The following is a 14719-nucleotide window of genomic DNA, read 5'->3' as shown; positions in this document are numbered from 1 at the left end:
GATGGACAATGAAAAAGAAATTTAAGCTATCAAATCTATATCTAATCTTAGTGTTTGCCATCCTTTATGCACCAATTTTCTATCTGATGTTCTATTCATTTAACAGCGGCGGAAAAATGCATGGCTTTGATGGTTTTACGCTGCAATGGTATAAAGAAGTATTCGCCGATACGCGATTGCTTATTATTGTGTTGAATACACTGGTTATTGCTCTGCTTTCAGCTACAATTTCTACAGTGATTGGTGTTTTTGGAGCACTGGCCATACATGAGGTACGCAAGAGAAGGACGAAAAATACATTACTTTCCTTGAACAATGTTTTGATTGTAAGCCCTGATGTCATTATTGGTGCTTCCTTCTTAATTATGTTCACCATTATTGGGATTAAACTTGGCTTTATGTCCGTTCTTTTATCCCATATTGCTTTCAGTGTTCCGATTGTTGTAATTATGGTATTGCCTAAACTTCAGGAAATGAGCCCGACATTGATCGATGCGGCTCGTGACTTGGGGGCGAGCCAGTGGAATGTGCTGACAAAGGTTATTCTGCCTTACATCACATCCGGTATTTTTGCTGGTTTCTTTATGGCATTGACCTATTCACTGGATGATTTTGCCGTAACCTTCTTCGTGACAGGGAATGGATTCTCCACACTATCCGTAGAAATCTACTCCATGGCTCGTCAAGGTATATCGTTAACGATTAATGCATTATCAACCTTGCTATTCTTATTTACAATTTTATTGGTTATTGGATATTACTTTATTACACAAAGAAGCACCAAGCCGCGAATGGGGGTTAAGGAATGAGCAAGCTAACCCGTACCCTGATTCTGATTTTGGTTGTATCATTCGGCCTTTTATATTTGATCAATCGATTAAATGCACATGAAGGATATGCCGGAGATAATACCTTAACGGTTTACAACTGGGGAGATTATATCGATACGGATTTAATTGAAAAATTTGAAGAGGAAACAGGCATTAAAGTCATATACCAAACCTTCGATTCAAACGAAGCGATGATGACGAAAATCGAACAGGGCGGTACGTTCTATGATGTAGCTGTTCCTTCAGAATATGCAATCAGCAAAATGAAGGAAGAAAACCTGTTGATTGAAATAGATCACGATAAAATACCAAATTTAAAGCACATTGATTCTCGCTTCCTAGACCTTTCCTTTGATAAGGGAAATAAGTATTCCATTCCATATTTTTGGGGAACAGTCGGAATTGCTTATAATACAAAGCTCCTTCCGAATAAAGAATTCAAAAGCTGGAATGATTTATGGGACGAAGAATTAGAAAATAAAATCTTGCTTGTTGATGGTGCTCGTGAAGTCATTGGAATGGGATTGAATAGCCTTCATTATTCATTAAATGACACGAATGAAGAGCATTTGCAGGAAGCTAAGGATAAATTAGATACATTAACTCCGAACATTAAAGCAATCGTGGGTGATGAGATCAAAATGCTTCTCGCTCAGGAGGAGGCAGCAGTCGGGCTGGTTTGGTCCGGTGATGCAGCTGATATTATGTGGGATAATGAAAACATTGATTATGTAGTGCCGGAAGAAGGCTCTAATCTCTGGTTTGATAATATGGTTATTCCGAAAACATCCAAAAATGTGGACGGAGCACACCAATTCATTAACTTCATGCTGGATCCTGAAAATGCTGCTCAAAACGCAGACTATGTAGGCTATTCCACACCAAATAATGCAGCGTTAGAAATTTTAGGAGAAGAAGTTTCAGGGGATGAACGCTTCTATCCACCTGCTGAGCTAACAGACCGACTTGAGGTCTACGATAATCTCGGCAAAAAGATGCTCGCGCATTATAATGAACTTTTCCTTGAATTTAAAATGCATAAAAAATGACACTTTGAAAACCGATTTCACCTGGGGGTGGGGTCGGTTTTTCTGTTTATCTAAAGAAATGATTTTCTTGAAGTAGCCAGCAAACCAGAATGTAAAAGATGGACGTGAAATTATGTTATATTTTTCACAATCCAAAAGGAATTTTGCCAGCCATGAACGAAAGAGTAATGTATTAACTTATTAAGGAGGAAAAATACTTGTCCAACACTCTGAATCAATTTGAAATAACTTCAATTTATCACATTACCAATAGAGGGGTTAGAAAGGAGCCAATATTCCATAATATGATCGATAAGCATAGATTCATGATTATTCTTGCTGAAGCCCATAGTAAATATGATTTTAAACTCCATGCGTACTGCCTTATGAACAACCACTTTCACCTTCTCTTAGAAACCTCCAATTCTCCTTTAAGCAAAATCATGCAAACCATTCAACAAAGATATGCCATGTATTTTAACCATACCTACAAATCTCAGGGGCATGTATTTCAAGCAAGCTACTATTTCAGAATCGTTGATAGCTCAAATGATTTTTTAAATGTCAGTAAATATATCCATATAAATCCTGTTGTGGCAGGATTGGTTACAAACCCTCAGGATTATCAGTGGAGCAGCTATGCCACATTCTCCAATCACTCACCTCGCAATCATCCACTAATCGAAACGGATACTACCTATTCTTTTTATCCAAATAATTCAAAAGAATTATATAAAAAATTCATTGAAAAACAATCATAATGGTTGTCATAGACTAAAAGGTGCTCATTCATTGAGCACTTTTTTTGTGGAAGAGCATATGAGCATTTCTGGTCCACCTTTATGCAGTCATAAAAAGTTCCCTATATTATGTGGAAGGTGGGTGAAAGGCAGGTGAAGTCCGGGGGAAAGCTGAGCTCTAGCCGAGCTATGAGGCACCTATGAACCAGCTATACCGGGGTAAAGGAGGGTGAAAGGCGGTTGAAGTCCAGAGGGAAGCACCTATCCCCGAGCTATGAGGCACCTATGGACCAGCTATACCGGGGTAAAGGCGGGTGATAGGTAGTTGAAGTCCATGACGAAGCTAAAATACGTAAAAAAACCCTCCCATTGATGGAGGGTTCAACATAGTTAGGGATATTATAACTGACTTCCAAAGAACTCTCGTGTCCGTTCTTCTTTAGGATTTTCAAATATTTGCTCAGGAGTGCCTTTTTCCAGGATGTTTCCTTCGTGCATAAAGAGGATTTGGTCAGCAACTTCGCGTGCAAAGCCCATTTCGTGAGTGACAATAACCATCGTCATTCCATCCTGGGCGAGTTCCTTCATGGTGGTCAATACTTCACCAACCAGCTCTGGATCCAGGGCAGAGGTTGGTTCATCGAATAGCATGATATCAGGTTTCATCGCCAGGGCACGGGCGATGGCTACACGTTGCTTTTGTCCACCGGATAGTTTATTTGGGTAAACATCTGCCTTGTCATCAAGGCCAACCTTTTTTAATAGCTCTAATGCTTCTTGTTTAGCTGTATCTTTGGCTATTTTCTTTACCATAATAGGTGCTTCAATTATATTTTCCAGTACAGTCTTATGAGGAAAGAGGTTAAAGTGCTGAAAGACCATCCCGATTTTTTGGCGTACTTCATTAATATTATGGGTTGTTGTTTCGATTTGTTCACCTTCAATAATGATGGAGCCGCTATCCTTTTTTTCAAGATAATTTAAGCAGCGCAGCAATGTACTTTTACCAGATCCGCTTGAACCAAGTAAACAGACAACATCGCTTTCATAGACAGTCAAACTAATATCTTTTAATACATGCAGATCTCCAAAGGATTTATTCAGATTTTCGACTTTTATCATTTCTCGTAATTCATTCATTTTTGTTTCCCCCTCTTACTAATCGCTAATTGCCATTCTTTTTTCAAGTGCTCGAAGACCCAGTGTTAACACAGCAACCAATATTAGATAGTAGACAGCAACAATGAGTAAATAGGTCATCTCGTCAAAATTATTGGATCCGAGAGTGGTCGCCACATTAAACAGCTCATTCAATGAGATGAAAGCAGCGAGAGAAGAATCCTTTAGACCGATAATAAATTGGTTACCGAGTGGCGGGAGGGCTCTTCGTAAGGCTTGAGGGAAAATGATTCGGCGCATGGCGAGTCCGCGTGTCATACCAAGCGAGCGGCCAGCCTCCATTTGTCCTTTATCAATGGATTGAATTGTTCCCCGGAAAATCTCAGCAATATAGGCCCCGTTATGAAAGGCGAGAGCCAATGATGCTGCCCAGAAATCCGGTATAAGAAAGATGCCGCTGAACCCAAAATAAAGAATGAAAATTTGGACAATTAACGGGGTTCCGCGAACAAGATATATATAAGCATCGGAAATGTAACCGAGCAATTTAATTTTCGAGATTTTAAGTAAAGCTACAAATAGTCCTATTATAATTCCGATTATGATGGAGACGACAGTCAATTCAAGAGTTAACAGAAGTGCATCGAAGAATACCCCGCGGGTATCAACTAATGTTTGAAAAAAGTGTGATAAATCTTGCAATCGTAACAGCTCCCTTTCATTCTTTATTATCTGGTTTTTGAGTAATATCTTCGCCAAAGTATTTCATACTAATTTTTGATAGAGTACCGTTTTTGCGCAGTTCCTCAAGTGCTTTATTAACCTCTTCAAGAAGTTTTGGATTATCCTGTGGAAGCACTATAGCTTGCTCACTTCGTTCAATCAGCTGTTGTCCAACAATTTTGAAGCCTTCTTTGGCAGCGGTTTTCCCAGTGACAAAATCGGTAATGACAGCATCATGTCGGCCATTGCTTAATGCCTTGAGTGCAGTCACATCACTATCGTATGTTTTAATATCAGATGTATATCTGCTCGCAGTGTCTGCATATGTAGATCCTTTGGCGGCTGCAACTTCTTTCCCTTTTAAATCTTCAACTGTCTTGATATCACTGTCTGGACGGGTGAAAATTTGTGGTCCTGAATAGTAGTAGGGAGTGGAAAAGAGGACGAATTTTGAACGTGCCTCATTAATGGTATGGCTGGCCACTGCGGCATCAGCTCTCCCAGTTTTTACACCTTCAACAATTCCCTTGAATTTCATTTGTTTTTGGACAGGCTCAAGCCCCAATTGTTTAGCGATGGCTTCCCCAACTTCAATATCAAAGCCAGTCATTGTCATATCATCGTTCATATAGCTGAAGGGCTTAAATTCCCCGGAAGCGGTGAAAACGAATTGATCGTTATTAATCAATTCTGCCCCGCTTGCCATTTGCTCCTTTTCTGCACAGGCAGTCAAGGAACCTAGCAGAAGGAGTAGAAAGATAAACGGAAGAATATTTTTTTTCATTCCAGTTGAATCTCCTTTCAGTGTCAATAGAGCTTGCTTTCTAACTAAATACCCATTAATGCCAGTAATTAACCAAAATACTAAAAAACAACTTTATTGGAATAGCAAATAGTAAGAAGAAGGACCTGTATGTCATCATAGAATACGCTGAGATTTTCAGGTATACTGATACTAATTAATAGGGAATAAATAGTATAAAGAAGAAGCTGAAAGATGAATTTATCGCTGATATAGATTTGAATAACTTAAGGAGTGATTTTCAGATGGAATATGATGATAAAGTCAAAAACCGTATTAAGAGGATGGAAGGTCAATTACGCGGGATACTTAAAATGATGGAGGATGGAAAAGATTGCAAAGAAGTCGTGACTCAGTTATCTGCGGTAAGGTCTGCAGTAGACAAGACAATTGGAGTCATTGTCAGCAGTAACCTTATTGAGTGCGTAAAAAATGCGGAAGATGTAGAGAAGGAAAAGTTAGTGAATGAAGCAGTGCATCTGTTGGTCAAAAGTCGCTGAGAGTTTCGGTTGGCTTTTTTTAATAAAATTTGATATACCTATAGGGGTAATGTTACGTTGAAATCTTAAAGGAGGCGGAATCAGTACGATGAAAACAATTGAGCCACAAGAAGTGGAAGCAAAACTAGCTGAAGGGCAGTCCTTAAATATTATTGATGTTCGTGAAGTAGATGAAGTACGTAACGGGAAAATTCCAACAGCGGTTAATATTCCATTAGGCCTGCTTGAATTTCGGATGAATGAGTTAGATAAATCAAAAGAATATATAGTTGTTTGCCATGCAGGAGGAAGAAGCGCCAGAGCTGTTCAGTTCCTTGAATCTGAAGGATACGATGTGACCAATATGAATGGTGGCATGCTAGAGTGGGAAGGGAAAACTGAATAATAAGAAAAGACGAGAACTTGGGGTCTATCCCATTCTCGTCTTTTTTGCAATCATTTTTTTGAAATTAATTGAGTTCAGGTGAATTAATAGAATCCTAATGTTTTTTATTGATGTCCATATCAGTTTACTGGATCCAATTAAATTCTTTGCTCCTACATAATAGGAAAATCCAAATGTAATCAACAAAATCTTAATAAAAATGAGTTCATAATACTAACTTACTATTCTAGCAATAAGCATACAACCATTCAGTGTGTATGCTCCTTTTATTATTTACTCGGATGCTTTTTTCACTTCAATATATAAAAGATGGTGATCTTCAGCATCCTCTACAGTAAAGATGAATCCATCCTCTTCCAATGTATCCCCAATGGCTGCATCGATTTTATGAGTTAAAAACCAACCGCCTAATGTATCTACATCCGGATAGTCCATTTGTATTCCAAGCAAATCCTCAATCTCAGACAATAGCATTTTTGCATCTAGAATATAATGATAGTCACCTATTCTACGAATCTCTGGTAGCTCATCTGTATCGAACTCATCGCGGATTTCCCCAACGATTTCTTCAAGAATATCCTCAACCGTAACAATACCGGAAGTACCGCCGTACTCATCAAGTAACACGGCTATGTGTATGCGTTCCTTCTGCATTTTCACAAGTAAATCGTGAATAGGAATCGTTTCAATTACCGTGATAAGTGGTTTAACATAATCACGGATTGGCATATCTGTTTTCAAACCGCTTCTAAGACTGGCTGTTAGTAATTCTTTAACATTCACAAATCCAATAATCGTATCTTTATCTCCATCTGTAACGGGATAGCGCGTATATTGTTCATTATTTAAAGAAGCAACAATATCTTCTAAAATATCATCCTTTTGAAACGTTTGAATTTCTGTTCGAGGCACCATGATTTCTCTGGCAATCCGATCATCAAATTCAAAGATATTGTTTACATATTTAAATTCAGATTGATTGATTTCTCCCTTTTTATAACTGTCAGTCAGAATCATCCGCAACTCTTCTTCAGAATGGGCAATGTCTCCTTCGCTAGCCGGTTTAATGCCAAATAGGCTTGTGATAAATCGGGCAGAATGGTTCAATGCCCATATAATCGGAAACATCACTCTATAAAACATAATAAGCGGCCGTGCGAAATTCATTGTAATCGTTTCTGCTTTTTGAATCGCAACGGATTTAGGCGCCAATTCTCCCACTACAACATGTAAAAAGGTAATAATAGAAAATGCAATCACAAAGGAAATAATACTTGCTACAGAATCCTGGATGTGCAGTTTTTCAAATAGGGGATCAATGAGATGTTTAACGGTGGGCTCCCCAAGCCAACCGATCCCTAATGATGTAATCGTAATCCCAAGTTGTGTCGCTGACAAATATTCATCTAAATGTGTTACGACCCTCTTGGCTGCCATTGCTTTTCGATTTCCTTCTGCAACAAGCTGATCTATTCTGGTCGCACGGACCTTAACAATGGCAAACTCTGATGCCACAAAGAACATCGTACTCACCAATAAAAATAAAAGTAAAACTATATTAACTATGTCCATCGTCTCCATTCAATCTCTTTACCCGTCCGGAGTAAAGATTCACCTCCTGACAAATATCCCTTTGTATATTTCTTCACCATCAGGAACGGGTTTAAACTTTTTTGCGACATATGGGAAAAAATACACATATAAACAGGATACTCCTGTAAGTGACTTTGCTCAATCTTTATGATACTCTTTAAATAGAAAGAATCATGAATGGTGGGCATTCATGATTCTGCAAAAGCCACTCCTTAACGGAGACGAGTATTGATTTTTTTAGGCCTCACTATCTTTTTAGAGCAGTGAGGTCTATTTTTTATTATTTATCGTGATTACTGTTAGAAGTAAGGTGGCAAAGCTGAATGTTACCATAAATGTCTCAAAGATTGACATGGGACATCACTCCATTTCGGATGGTTGGTGTCTGCTTAATGGAAGTGACTTTTGCTAGTTCATTATAGCATACATTTAGTAACAATAAGAACAAGTGTTCGTTTTAAGTGGAAATAATGACTTTCGACTCATCAAAAAAGCCGAGATATATTTATCCCGACTTGGATTCCAATGGTTTTTCTGAAATAATAATCCCATCATCATCAGCATACACAAATTGTCCAGGAGTCCATTCTACGTTTCCGAATGATAGTGTTCCGCCTTTTGTACCTTCGCCTCTCTTTTTACTTTTAAATGGGCATGTTCCAATCGCTTTTATTCCAACTTCTATATGGGCCAAGTCAGCTGAATCCCGGACACAGCCATTAATAATGATTCCGTTTATTTTTCTCTCAGCTGCAATGGCTGCCAACTGGTCACCCAATAATGCACAATTTAGAGAGCCCCCACCATCTACAACTAAAATAGTTCCAGGCTCAATCGTTTCCAAGCTTTCTTTTACCATTGAATTGTCTTCATATACCTCAACGGTTCGTATTTCGCCCTGAAATTCCTTTTTCTTACCATAAGAATAGAAAGGGGTTTTACATAGACTTAACCTGTCAGCGTACTCATCACATAAATCAGCCGTTTTCATGGAAACATCCTTTCAAAATTTAGTTGCAAGTTAATTATATTGAATTTTCTGTAAATTTTCCATTTATTAAGAGATGAATGTTTCTAAATACCGGCTTCATGGGAATATAAGAGATACAAGTTTTCTGAAGATAAGGAGAAAAAATAATGAGTATATTTAATAAGGTACTATTTATTTACAATGGTTCTGCCGGTCAGACAGAAACAGATCGGGCACTTGCCGCCGTACTCCCTGTAATTAGTACTGAAACGAAAGAATTAAAAGTGGTGCAAACGGAAGAGGCAGGTGAAACCAAAAAAATCTGTCTTAAGCTTGGGGAAGAATATGACCTTGTTATTATCCTTGGTGGAGATGGAACGGTACATGAAGCTGTCAATGGGCTTGCTGCTCTGGATAAGAGGCCTGTTTTAGCTATTTTGCCGGGTGGTACATGTAATGATTTCAGCAGAATGCTTAATATCCCGCAAAATCTAAAAAAAGCGGCAGAGACAATCATGAGTGGCCAACAAGTTCCGGTAGATGTAGGAAAAGTTAATGATGACCACTACTTTCTTAATTTTTGGGGGATCGGGCTAATCACCCATACATCAAGCAATATTGATGAAAACCAAAAGAGATTAATGGGGAAAATGAGTTACTTTATTAGTGCATTACGAACGGTGAAAGAGGCAGAGACATTTCATTATAAAATGAAGACTGATCAAGGTGAGTATGAAGATGAGGCAGTCATGATCATGGTGCTGAATGGGAAATTCATTGGATCTAATCAAATCCCTCTGCCATCCATTAATATGGATGATGGATTATTTGATGTATTAGTAGTGAAAGAATCATCATTTGGTGCGTTTCTTGATTTATTTTCACTTAATTCTCCTGATATAAACCTAAATGATGCTGAAACGAGGCTGTTTCATTTGCAGACCAAATCATTGTCAATTGAAACAGAAGAAGTGCTGGACGCGGACACAGATGGCGAAATTTATTTGGAAACTCCAGCAACTTTGGAAATCCTAAAGCATCATATACACATGATTAAGGGGTATTAGTACCTTGGGGTTACAAAGTACTTCTTTTCCTTTAAAATGGTAGAAAAGCCAGAATCGGAAGTGAGTCTATGTCTAAGTTGATAGAAAATACACCATTTCCCCGTACAAGAGAGGTGCTACGTACTGACATGCGCGAATTGGGGTTAAAAAGAGGTATGAATGTCCTTGTTCATTCCTCGCTATCATCAGTTGGATGGGTGAATGGAGGGGCTGTTGCCATTATTCAGGCATTGATGGATACTGTTACAGAAGAAGGAGCCATTATCATGCCGGCTCAATCTGCGGATTTGTCGGATCCGGCTGAATGGTTGAACCCACCAATCCCTTGGGAGTGGTGGGAAACCGTGAGAAATACAATGCCAGCTTTTGAACCTGCTATTACACCTACATATGGCATGGGGAAAATTGCAGAGCTATTTCGTACATATCCAGGTGTTTTAAGAAGCAACCATCCAAATGTTTCGTTTACTGCATGGGGTAAGCGTAATGGTGAAATCCTTGCCAATCATCAATTGGAAAATGGATTGGGTGAAGGATCTCCACTAAGAAAACTCTATGATTTAGATGCTCATGTCCTGTTTATCGGAACGAGCTATGAAACGAACACCTGCTTTCATCTGGCAGAGTATCGATCTGGTACCAGGGAAGTAATCCAAAAAGGTACTCCCATTTTTGTAGATGGAGAGCGGAAATGGGTGGAGTATACGGATATTGAATATGATGATACTGAATTTGATACAATCGGAAATGCTTTCGAACAACAGTACTCTGTTAGGAAAGGTAAAATCGGCAGTGCTGATTCCAAGTTATTTTCCTTTTGCGAGGCAGTTGATTATGCAGTAGAATTTTTTAAAAATGAAGCGAAGGCGAAGGTTTAGCTACCCAAGAATGAGAGTCTTTTATTTGCCATGTCTTTTTTACTTGGTGGCTGTCTCCGGCTTGATTAAACTTCCTCACTGATCTCCACATCTATCCTGTACAAAAAGAGGCTTTCCCAATAACTTGACTATGGGAAAGCCTCTTGGATTATTTATTCTACGTGCTGCATATCATTTTCGAATAAAAGTTCCATTTTACCATCATGAAATTCAAGCTTCGTTAAACTTGTATTCCCTGGCGGTGTCGCTTTAAAGACATCTGAAAGTGGTGTGTTTTTAATATGCGTAAGCAGAACACGCAGGAAAATAGAATGGGTCACAATAAGGATGGTACCGGAAGGGTTTTCGTTTATAATTCTTTCGAACACATCGACAGCTCTTTTCTTGAGCTGATTAAAGGTTTCACCTGTTTCTGTCTCAAATAAATGTGGCGTTTCCCAAAAGATTTTAAATTCCTCAGGAAATTCTGCCTCAATCTCATCTCTAATGCGCCCGTCCCAATCTCCAAAATGCATTTCACGTAAGTCATCTTCCTTAATCAGGCTAATCTCACGATCACCGATGATATATTGAGCTGTTTCATAAGCACGTTTTGATGTACTGCTGTACACTTTATCAAGTTTTACATCAGCAAGCCTCTTTCCAAGAGCTTTTGCATCATTAATACCTTTTTCGGTCAGTTCGCCATTTCCCCAGCCTTGCATAATACGATTGACATTCCATTCTGTAAGTCCATGTCTAGTTAAGTAGATTGTTAGCAACGTACATGTCTCCTTTGCAATTTGTGAATAATCATAAGTATAACGCAATCAAGGTTGGATAGAAAAACAATGGATTGTCAGTCTAATTTTAAAAAGATCGATCATAAGTGATAAACGTTGAAGAATATACTATAGGGGGGTATAGTATATTTAATAATAGAAAAACGGGAGGGAGGTCACTATGAGCGAGATAGAGATTACTGAAGATATGGGTAATCATTGCCATCATGACCAAGAACGAAAAAGCCATCATTCTGATAACGTAAAAAAAAATTTGATCAGTCGTTTAAATAGGGTTGAAGGGCAGATTAGAGGGATTAAAGGCATGATTGAAAAGGATGTATATTGCGATGATATTATAACCCAGATTGCAGCTACACAATCAGCCCTGAATGCTGTTGGAAAGTTGATGCTTGAAGGCCATATGAAATCATGTGTGGCAGAAAGAATTCAACAGGGTGATATGGAAGTACTCGATGAAGTATTAATTACCATACAAAAATTAATGAAAAAATAGGAGGAATTTAAAATGGAAACAACGATCTTAAATGTAAAAGGTATGTCCTGCGAGCATTGTGTGAAAGCAGTCGAAGGCAGTGTAAGTGAGTTAAACGGAGTTAGTTCTGTGAAGGTTACATTGGATACGGGAAAAGTGGAAGTCCAATATGACCCGGCAATGGTTAATCTAGAAACAATTAAAGAATCTATTGATGAACAAGGATATGATGTCGATTAATATATGATTCGAATTAATAGGCTAAGCCACGCCCTATTTAAATAATGCAAGTTCAACAATAAGGTGGTGAGTTTATGAAGCATGTCCATTTGCAGATTACGGGAATGACCTGTGCCGCCTGTTCAGCAAGGATTGAAAAGGTACTGGGGAAAATGGAGGGAGTTAAAGAGGTAAATGTGAACTTAGCCACTGAAACATCTGCTATTCTTTATGATCCTACTCTCTTATCAGCGAACGATTTAAGAGGAAAAATAGAAAAGCTAGGGTACGGGGTTACGACTAGAGTATCGGAACTAATGATTACCGGAATGACCTGCGCCGCCTGTTCAGCAAGAATTGAAAAGGTATTGAACAAGACGGAGGGTGTCTTAATTGCCAATATAAATCTGGCCTTGGAATCAGGCACGATTGAATATTCTAGCAGTGAGTTATCTGAGGAAGATCTCATTGCCAAAATAGAAAAACTAGGCTATGGTGCTTCACCAAAGGAACAGCATAAACAGGAAAGTGAAGACCCGAGGCAATCGGCTATAAAAAAACAACAGCTTAGGTTTATAGCAGCTGCTTTCCTTTCATTGCCACTATTATGGACGATGGTAGCCCATTTTTCTTTTACCTCCTGGATGTATATACCGGATATTTTACTGAATCCGTGGGTTCAGTTGGCTTTAGCGACACCTGTTCAATTCATTATTGGTTGGCAATTTTATAAAGGGGCCTATAAGGCTCTGCGAAATGGCAGTGCCAACATGGATGTATTAGTGGTGCTTGGTACATCTGCTGCCTATTTTTATAGTTTATATGAATCTATAGTAAAAAGTGGGCATCATCATGCTGAGATGCCGCATCTTTATTTTGAAACAAGTGCCATTTTAATAACTTTAATTTTACTGGGTAAATTATTTGAGGCTAAGGCAAAAGGCCGTACATCAGATGCGATTAAGAAGATGATTGGCTTGCAGCCTAAAACGGCGATTGTCATTCGTGATCAAAAAGAAGTGAAAGTTCCGCTTGCCGATGTAGTAGTAGGGGACTTAATCTATGTGAAACCCGGAGAGAGAATTCCAGTAGATGGTGAAGTGCTCGATGGCAGCTCAGCTGTGGATGAATCCATGTTAACGGGTGAAAGTGTTCCGGTTGATAAAAATCCAGGGGACCAAGTCTTCGGAGCCACCATTAATAAAAATGGTGCATTAAAGATGAAAGCCATTAAAGTGGGTAAAGATACAGCCCTATCCCAAATTATTAGAGTGGTTGAACAGGCACAGGGTTCGAAAGCTCCAATTCAGCGGTTAGCGGATAAAATATCAGGTATCTTTGTTCCGATTGTAGTGGGAATAGCCGTTTTGACATTTATAGCATGGTATTTTATCGTGGATCGTGGAAATTTCACTACGGCACTAGAAAATATGATTGCTGTTCTTGTAATAGCCTGTCCATGTGCGTTAGGGTTGGCTACGCCGACATCCATAATGTCTGGGTCTGGCCGGGCAGCTGAATTTGGTATTTTATTTAAAGGCGGAGAGCATTTAGAGACCGCTCATCAGATTAATACCGTACTGTTGGATAAGACAGGGACAATAACGAATGGTAAACCGATTTTAACGGATATTATACCAATCGGAAATTGGGAGCAGGAAAAACTGTTAAAACTCATAGCGGCAGCAGAGAAACCATCCGAGCATCCTCTAGCACAGGCAATAGTCGAAGCAGCCCATGAACATAATCTGGAGCTTACAGAGGCAGTAGATTTTCAAAGTACTCCTGGATTTGGAATTCGCGCTTCTGTTGGGCAGGATAAAGTCCTGGTAGGAACGAGAAAATGGATGACGGCTAATCAGCTTGATATCACCTCAACTCAGCCTTTTATGGAGGATCTTGAGAAAGAAGGGAAAACGGCGATGATTGCCGCGGTGAATGGAAATGTGGCTGGTATCATTGCTGTTGCTGATACGATTAAAGAGACATCCGGACAGGCGGTGCAACGTCTAAGGGATATGAGCATCGAGGTGTGGATGATTACAGGAGATAATCAGAGCACCGCGGAGACAATCGCAAAGCAGGCGGGTATTCAACATGTGATTGCTGAAGTTCTTCCAGAAGGAAAGGCGAATCAGATTAAAAGATTCCAATCTGAAGGAAGAAAAGTAGCGATGGTCGGCGACGGAATTAATGATGCTCCGGCCCTAGCGTTGGCCGATATCGGTATTGCTATCGGAACAGGTACAGATATTGCAATAGAAGCAGCGGACATTACCTTGATGAAGGGCGACTTAAATGGAATTGCAGATGCGTTTTATTTAAGTAAGCAGACGATGCGTAATATTAAACAAAATCTATTTTGGGCTTTTGGCTATAATACCCTTGGAATTCCAGTGGCGTTTATGGGACTGCTCGCCCCTTGGTTGGCAGGTGGTGCTATGGCATTCAGTTCGGTGAGTGTTGTCTTAAATGCCCTGCGCCTTCAACGAATTAAGCTAAAGTAAATAGAGTGAGGAAATGCCGACATGGTATGTGTCGGCATTTTTTTGCGTTGTATAACAAGTATAAGCAGCTGAGGCAATGGTTTAAAACAAATAAAGGAAAC

At 39.2% G+C, this 14719-nt stretch carries 17 protein-coding genes; 10 read left to right on the top strand and 7 right to left on the bottom strand.

Translation table 11 applies throughout. The annotated features are described in order from the left end of the window. The first annotated feature begins 8 nt into the window (after positions 1-8). The 3 genes from A8L44_RS04900 to A8L44_RS04890 all read left to right on the top strand — a co-directional run bounded on the left by A8L44_RS04900 (position 9) and on the right by A8L44_RS04890 (position 2619). Positions 9-809, top strand: a complete 801-nt coding sequence (locus A8L44_RS04900) for an ABC transporter permease (RefSeq protein ID WP_066102542.1) — start codon at positions 9-11, stop codon at positions 807-809. Continuing rightward, on the top strand, positions 806-1879 hold the full coding sequence (locus A8L44_RS04895; protein ID WP_066102540.1) for an ABC transporter substrate-binding protein: 1074 nt from the start codon (positions 806-808) through the stop codon (positions 1877-1879). The genes A8L44_RS04900 and A8L44_RS04895 overlap by 4 nt, the downstream gene beginning before the upstream one ends. A 197-nt stretch (positions 1880-2076) precedes the next feature. Beyond that, positions 2077-2619 (top strand): REP-associated tyrosine transposase, encoded by a 543-nt coding sequence (locus A8L44_RS04890; protein ID WP_066102534.1) that lies wholly within the window; start codon positions 2077-2079, stop codon positions 2617-2619. A gap of 378 nt (positions 2620-2997) precedes the next feature. Here the strand turns inward: A8L44_RS04890 and A8L44_RS04885 are convergent, their stop codons facing one another. The 3 genes from A8L44_RS04885 to A8L44_RS04875 are packed head-to-tail and all read right to left on the bottom strand — an operon-like array spanning position 2998 to position 5224. Continuing rightward, the gene (locus A8L44_RS04885; RefSeq protein ID WP_066102530.1) at positions 2998-3738 is read right to left on the bottom strand and encodes an amino acid ABC transporter ATP-binding protein; all 741 of its coding nucleotides are present in this window, start codon (positions 3736-3738) and stop codon (positions 2998-3000) included. An 18-nt stretch (positions 3739-3756) separates the two neighbouring features. Beyond that, on the bottom strand, positions 3757-4419 hold the full coding sequence (locus A8L44_RS04880) for an amino acid ABC transporter permease (RefSeq protein ID WP_066102526.1): 663 nt from the start codon (positions 4417-4419) through the stop codon (positions 3757-3759). 16 nt (positions 4420-4435) lie between these two features. Next, the gene (locus A8L44_RS04875) at positions 4436-5224 is read right to left on the bottom strand and encodes a transporter substrate-binding domain-containing protein (RefSeq protein ID WP_066102523.1); all 789 of its coding nucleotides are present in this window, start codon (positions 5222-5224) and stop codon (positions 4436-4438) included. Between the two features lie 263 nt (positions 5225-5487). Here A8L44_RS04875 and A8L44_RS04870 point away from each other — a divergent pair, with 263 nt between their 5' ends. Continuing rightward, a complete protein-coding gene (locus tag A8L44_RS04870; protein WP_066102520.1) occupies positions 5488-5742 on the top strand; it encodes a metal-sensitive transcriptional regulator in 255 nt (84 codons plus the stop codon). Positions 5743-5830: 88 nt separating this feature from the next. Further along, the gene (locus A8L44_RS04865) at positions 5831-6127 is read left to right on the top strand and encodes a rhodanese-like domain-containing protein (RefSeq protein ID WP_066102518.1); all 297 of its coding nucleotides are present in this window, start codon (positions 5831-5833) and stop codon (positions 6125-6127) included. A gap of 273 nt (positions 6128-6400) precedes the next feature. On the opposite strand, the gene A8L44_RS04860 is transcribed toward A8L44_RS04865, so the two are convergent. From A8L44_RS04860 to rraA, 3 genes are all read right to left on the bottom strand, one after another. Continuing rightward, a complete protein-coding gene (locus A8L44_RS04860; RefSeq protein ID WP_066102677.1) occupies positions 6401-7699 on the bottom strand; it encodes a hemolysin family protein in 1299 nt (432 codons plus the stop codon). 291 nt (positions 7700-7990) lie between these two features. Next, positions 7991-8074 (bottom strand): putative holin-like toxin, encoded by an 84-nt coding sequence (locus tag A8L44_RS19440; protein WP_368072419.1) that lies wholly within the window; start codon positions 8072-8074, stop codon positions 7991-7993. A gap of 151 nt (positions 8075-8225) precedes the next feature. Continuing rightward, positions 8226-8711 (bottom strand): ribonuclease E activity regulator RraA, encoded by a 486-nt coding sequence (gene rraA, locus A8L44_RS04855; RefSeq protein WP_066102514.1) that lies wholly within the window; start codon positions 8709-8711, stop codon positions 8226-8228. Between the two features lie 146 nt (positions 8712-8857). Between rraA and A8L44_RS04850 the strand changes: the two genes are divergently transcribed. Next, positions 8858-9757, top strand: a complete 900-nt coding sequence (locus tag A8L44_RS04850) for a diacylglycerol/lipid kinase family protein (protein ID WP_066102512.1) — start codon at positions 8858-8860, stop codon at positions 9755-9757. A gap of 68 nt (positions 9758-9825) precedes the next feature. After that, positions 9826-10635 (top strand): aminoglycoside N(3)-acetyltransferase, encoded by an 810-nt coding sequence (locus A8L44_RS04845; protein WP_066102509.1) that lies wholly within the window; start codon positions 9826-9828, stop codon positions 10633-10635. Positions 10636-10787: 152 nt separating this feature from the next. Here the strand turns inward: A8L44_RS04845 and A8L44_RS04840 are convergent, their stop codons facing one another. Next, a complete protein-coding gene (locus tag A8L44_RS04840) occupies positions 10788-11396 on the bottom strand; it encodes a histidine phosphatase family protein (protein WP_175354241.1) in 609 nt (202 codons plus the stop codon). Positions 11397-11577: 181 nt separating this feature from the next. Between A8L44_RS04840 and A8L44_RS04835 the strand changes: the two genes are divergently transcribed. The 3 genes from A8L44_RS04835 (at position 11578) to A8L44_RS04825 (ending at position 14618) form a co-directional block, all read left to right on the top strand. Then, complete coding sequence (locus A8L44_RS04835; RefSeq protein WP_066102506.1) at positions 11578-11913, top strand: metal-sensitive transcriptional regulator; 336 nt, start codon at positions 11578-11580, stop codon at positions 11911-11913. A 12-nt stretch (positions 11914-11925) separates the two neighbouring features. Then, a complete protein-coding gene (copZ, locus tag A8L44_RS04830; protein WP_066102503.1) occupies positions 11926-12132 on the top strand; it encodes a copper chaperone CopZ in 207 nt (68 codons plus the stop codon). A 74-nt stretch (positions 12133-12206) separates the two neighbouring features. Then, a complete protein-coding gene (locus tag A8L44_RS04825; RefSeq protein ID WP_066102500.1) occupies positions 12207-14618 on the top strand; it encodes a heavy metal translocating P-type ATPase in 2412 nt (803 codons plus the stop codon). Positions 14619-14719: the final 101 nt, after the last annotated feature.

Origin of the sequence: Bacillus sp. FJAT-27986 (assembly GCF_001685035.1) — a bacterium.
Lineage (GTDB): Bacteria > Bacillota > Bacilli > Bacillales > Pradoshiaceae > Pradoshia.
Note: the sequence above shows the minus strand (reverse complement) of the source record. Positions and strands in the feature narration are given on the sequence as shown.

Excerpts from the sequence above, each read along its gene's own strand:
- A8L44_RS04850 (WP_066102512.1), top strand. The coding sequence starts at position 8,858 with ATGAGTATATTTAATAAGGTACTATTTATTTACAATGGTTCTGCCGGT.
- A8L44_RS04885 (WP_066102530.1), bottom strand. The coding sequence starts at position 3,738 with ATGAATGAATTACGAGAAATGATAAAAGTCGAAAATCTGAATAAATCC.
- A8L44_RS19440 (WP_368072419.1), bottom strand. The coding sequence starts at position 8,074 with ATGTCAATCTTTGAGACATTTATGGTAACATTCAGCTTTGCCACCTTA.
- A8L44_RS04825 (WP_066102500.1), top strand. The coding sequence starts at position 12,207 with ATGAAGCATGTCCATTTGCAGATTACGGGAATGACCTGTGCCGCCTGT.
- rraA (WP_066102514.1), bottom strand. The coding sequence starts at position 8,711 with ATGAAAACGGCTGATTTATGTGATGAGTACGCTGACAGGTTAAGTCTA.
- A8L44_RS04900 (WP_066102542.1), top strand. The coding sequence starts at position 9 with ATGAAAAAGAAATTTAAGCTATCAAATCTATATCTAATCTTAGTGTTT.
- copZ (WP_066102503.1), top strand. The coding sequence starts at position 11,926 with ATGGAAACAACGATCTTAAATGTAAAAGGTATGTCCTGCGAGCATTGT.
- A8L44_RS04860 (WP_066102677.1), bottom strand. The coding sequence starts at position 7,699 with ATGGACATAGTTAATATAGTTTTACTTTTATTTTTATTGGTGAGTACG.
- A8L44_RS04845 (WP_066102509.1), top strand. The coding sequence starts at position 9,826 with ATGTCTAAGTTGATAGAAAATACACCATTTCCCCGTACAAGAGAGGTG.
- A8L44_RS04870 (WP_066102520.1), top strand. The coding sequence starts at position 5,488 with ATGGAATATGATGATAAAGTCAAAAACCGTATTAAGAGGATGGAAGGT.
- A8L44_RS04875 (WP_066102523.1), bottom strand. The coding sequence starts at position 5,224 with ATGAAAAAAAATATTCTTCCGTTTATCTTTCTACTCCTTCTGCTAGGT.
- A8L44_RS04895 (WP_066102540.1), top strand. The coding sequence starts at position 806 with ATGAGCAAGCTAACCCGTACCCTGATTCTGATTTTGGTTGTATCATTC.
- A8L44_RS04835 (WP_066102506.1), top strand. The coding sequence starts at position 11,578 with ATGAGCGAGATAGAGATTACTGAAGATATGGGTAATCATTGCCATCAT.
- A8L44_RS04865 (WP_066102518.1), top strand. The coding sequence starts at position 5,831 with ATGAAAACAATTGAGCCACAAGAAGTGGAAGCAAAACTAGCTGAAGGG.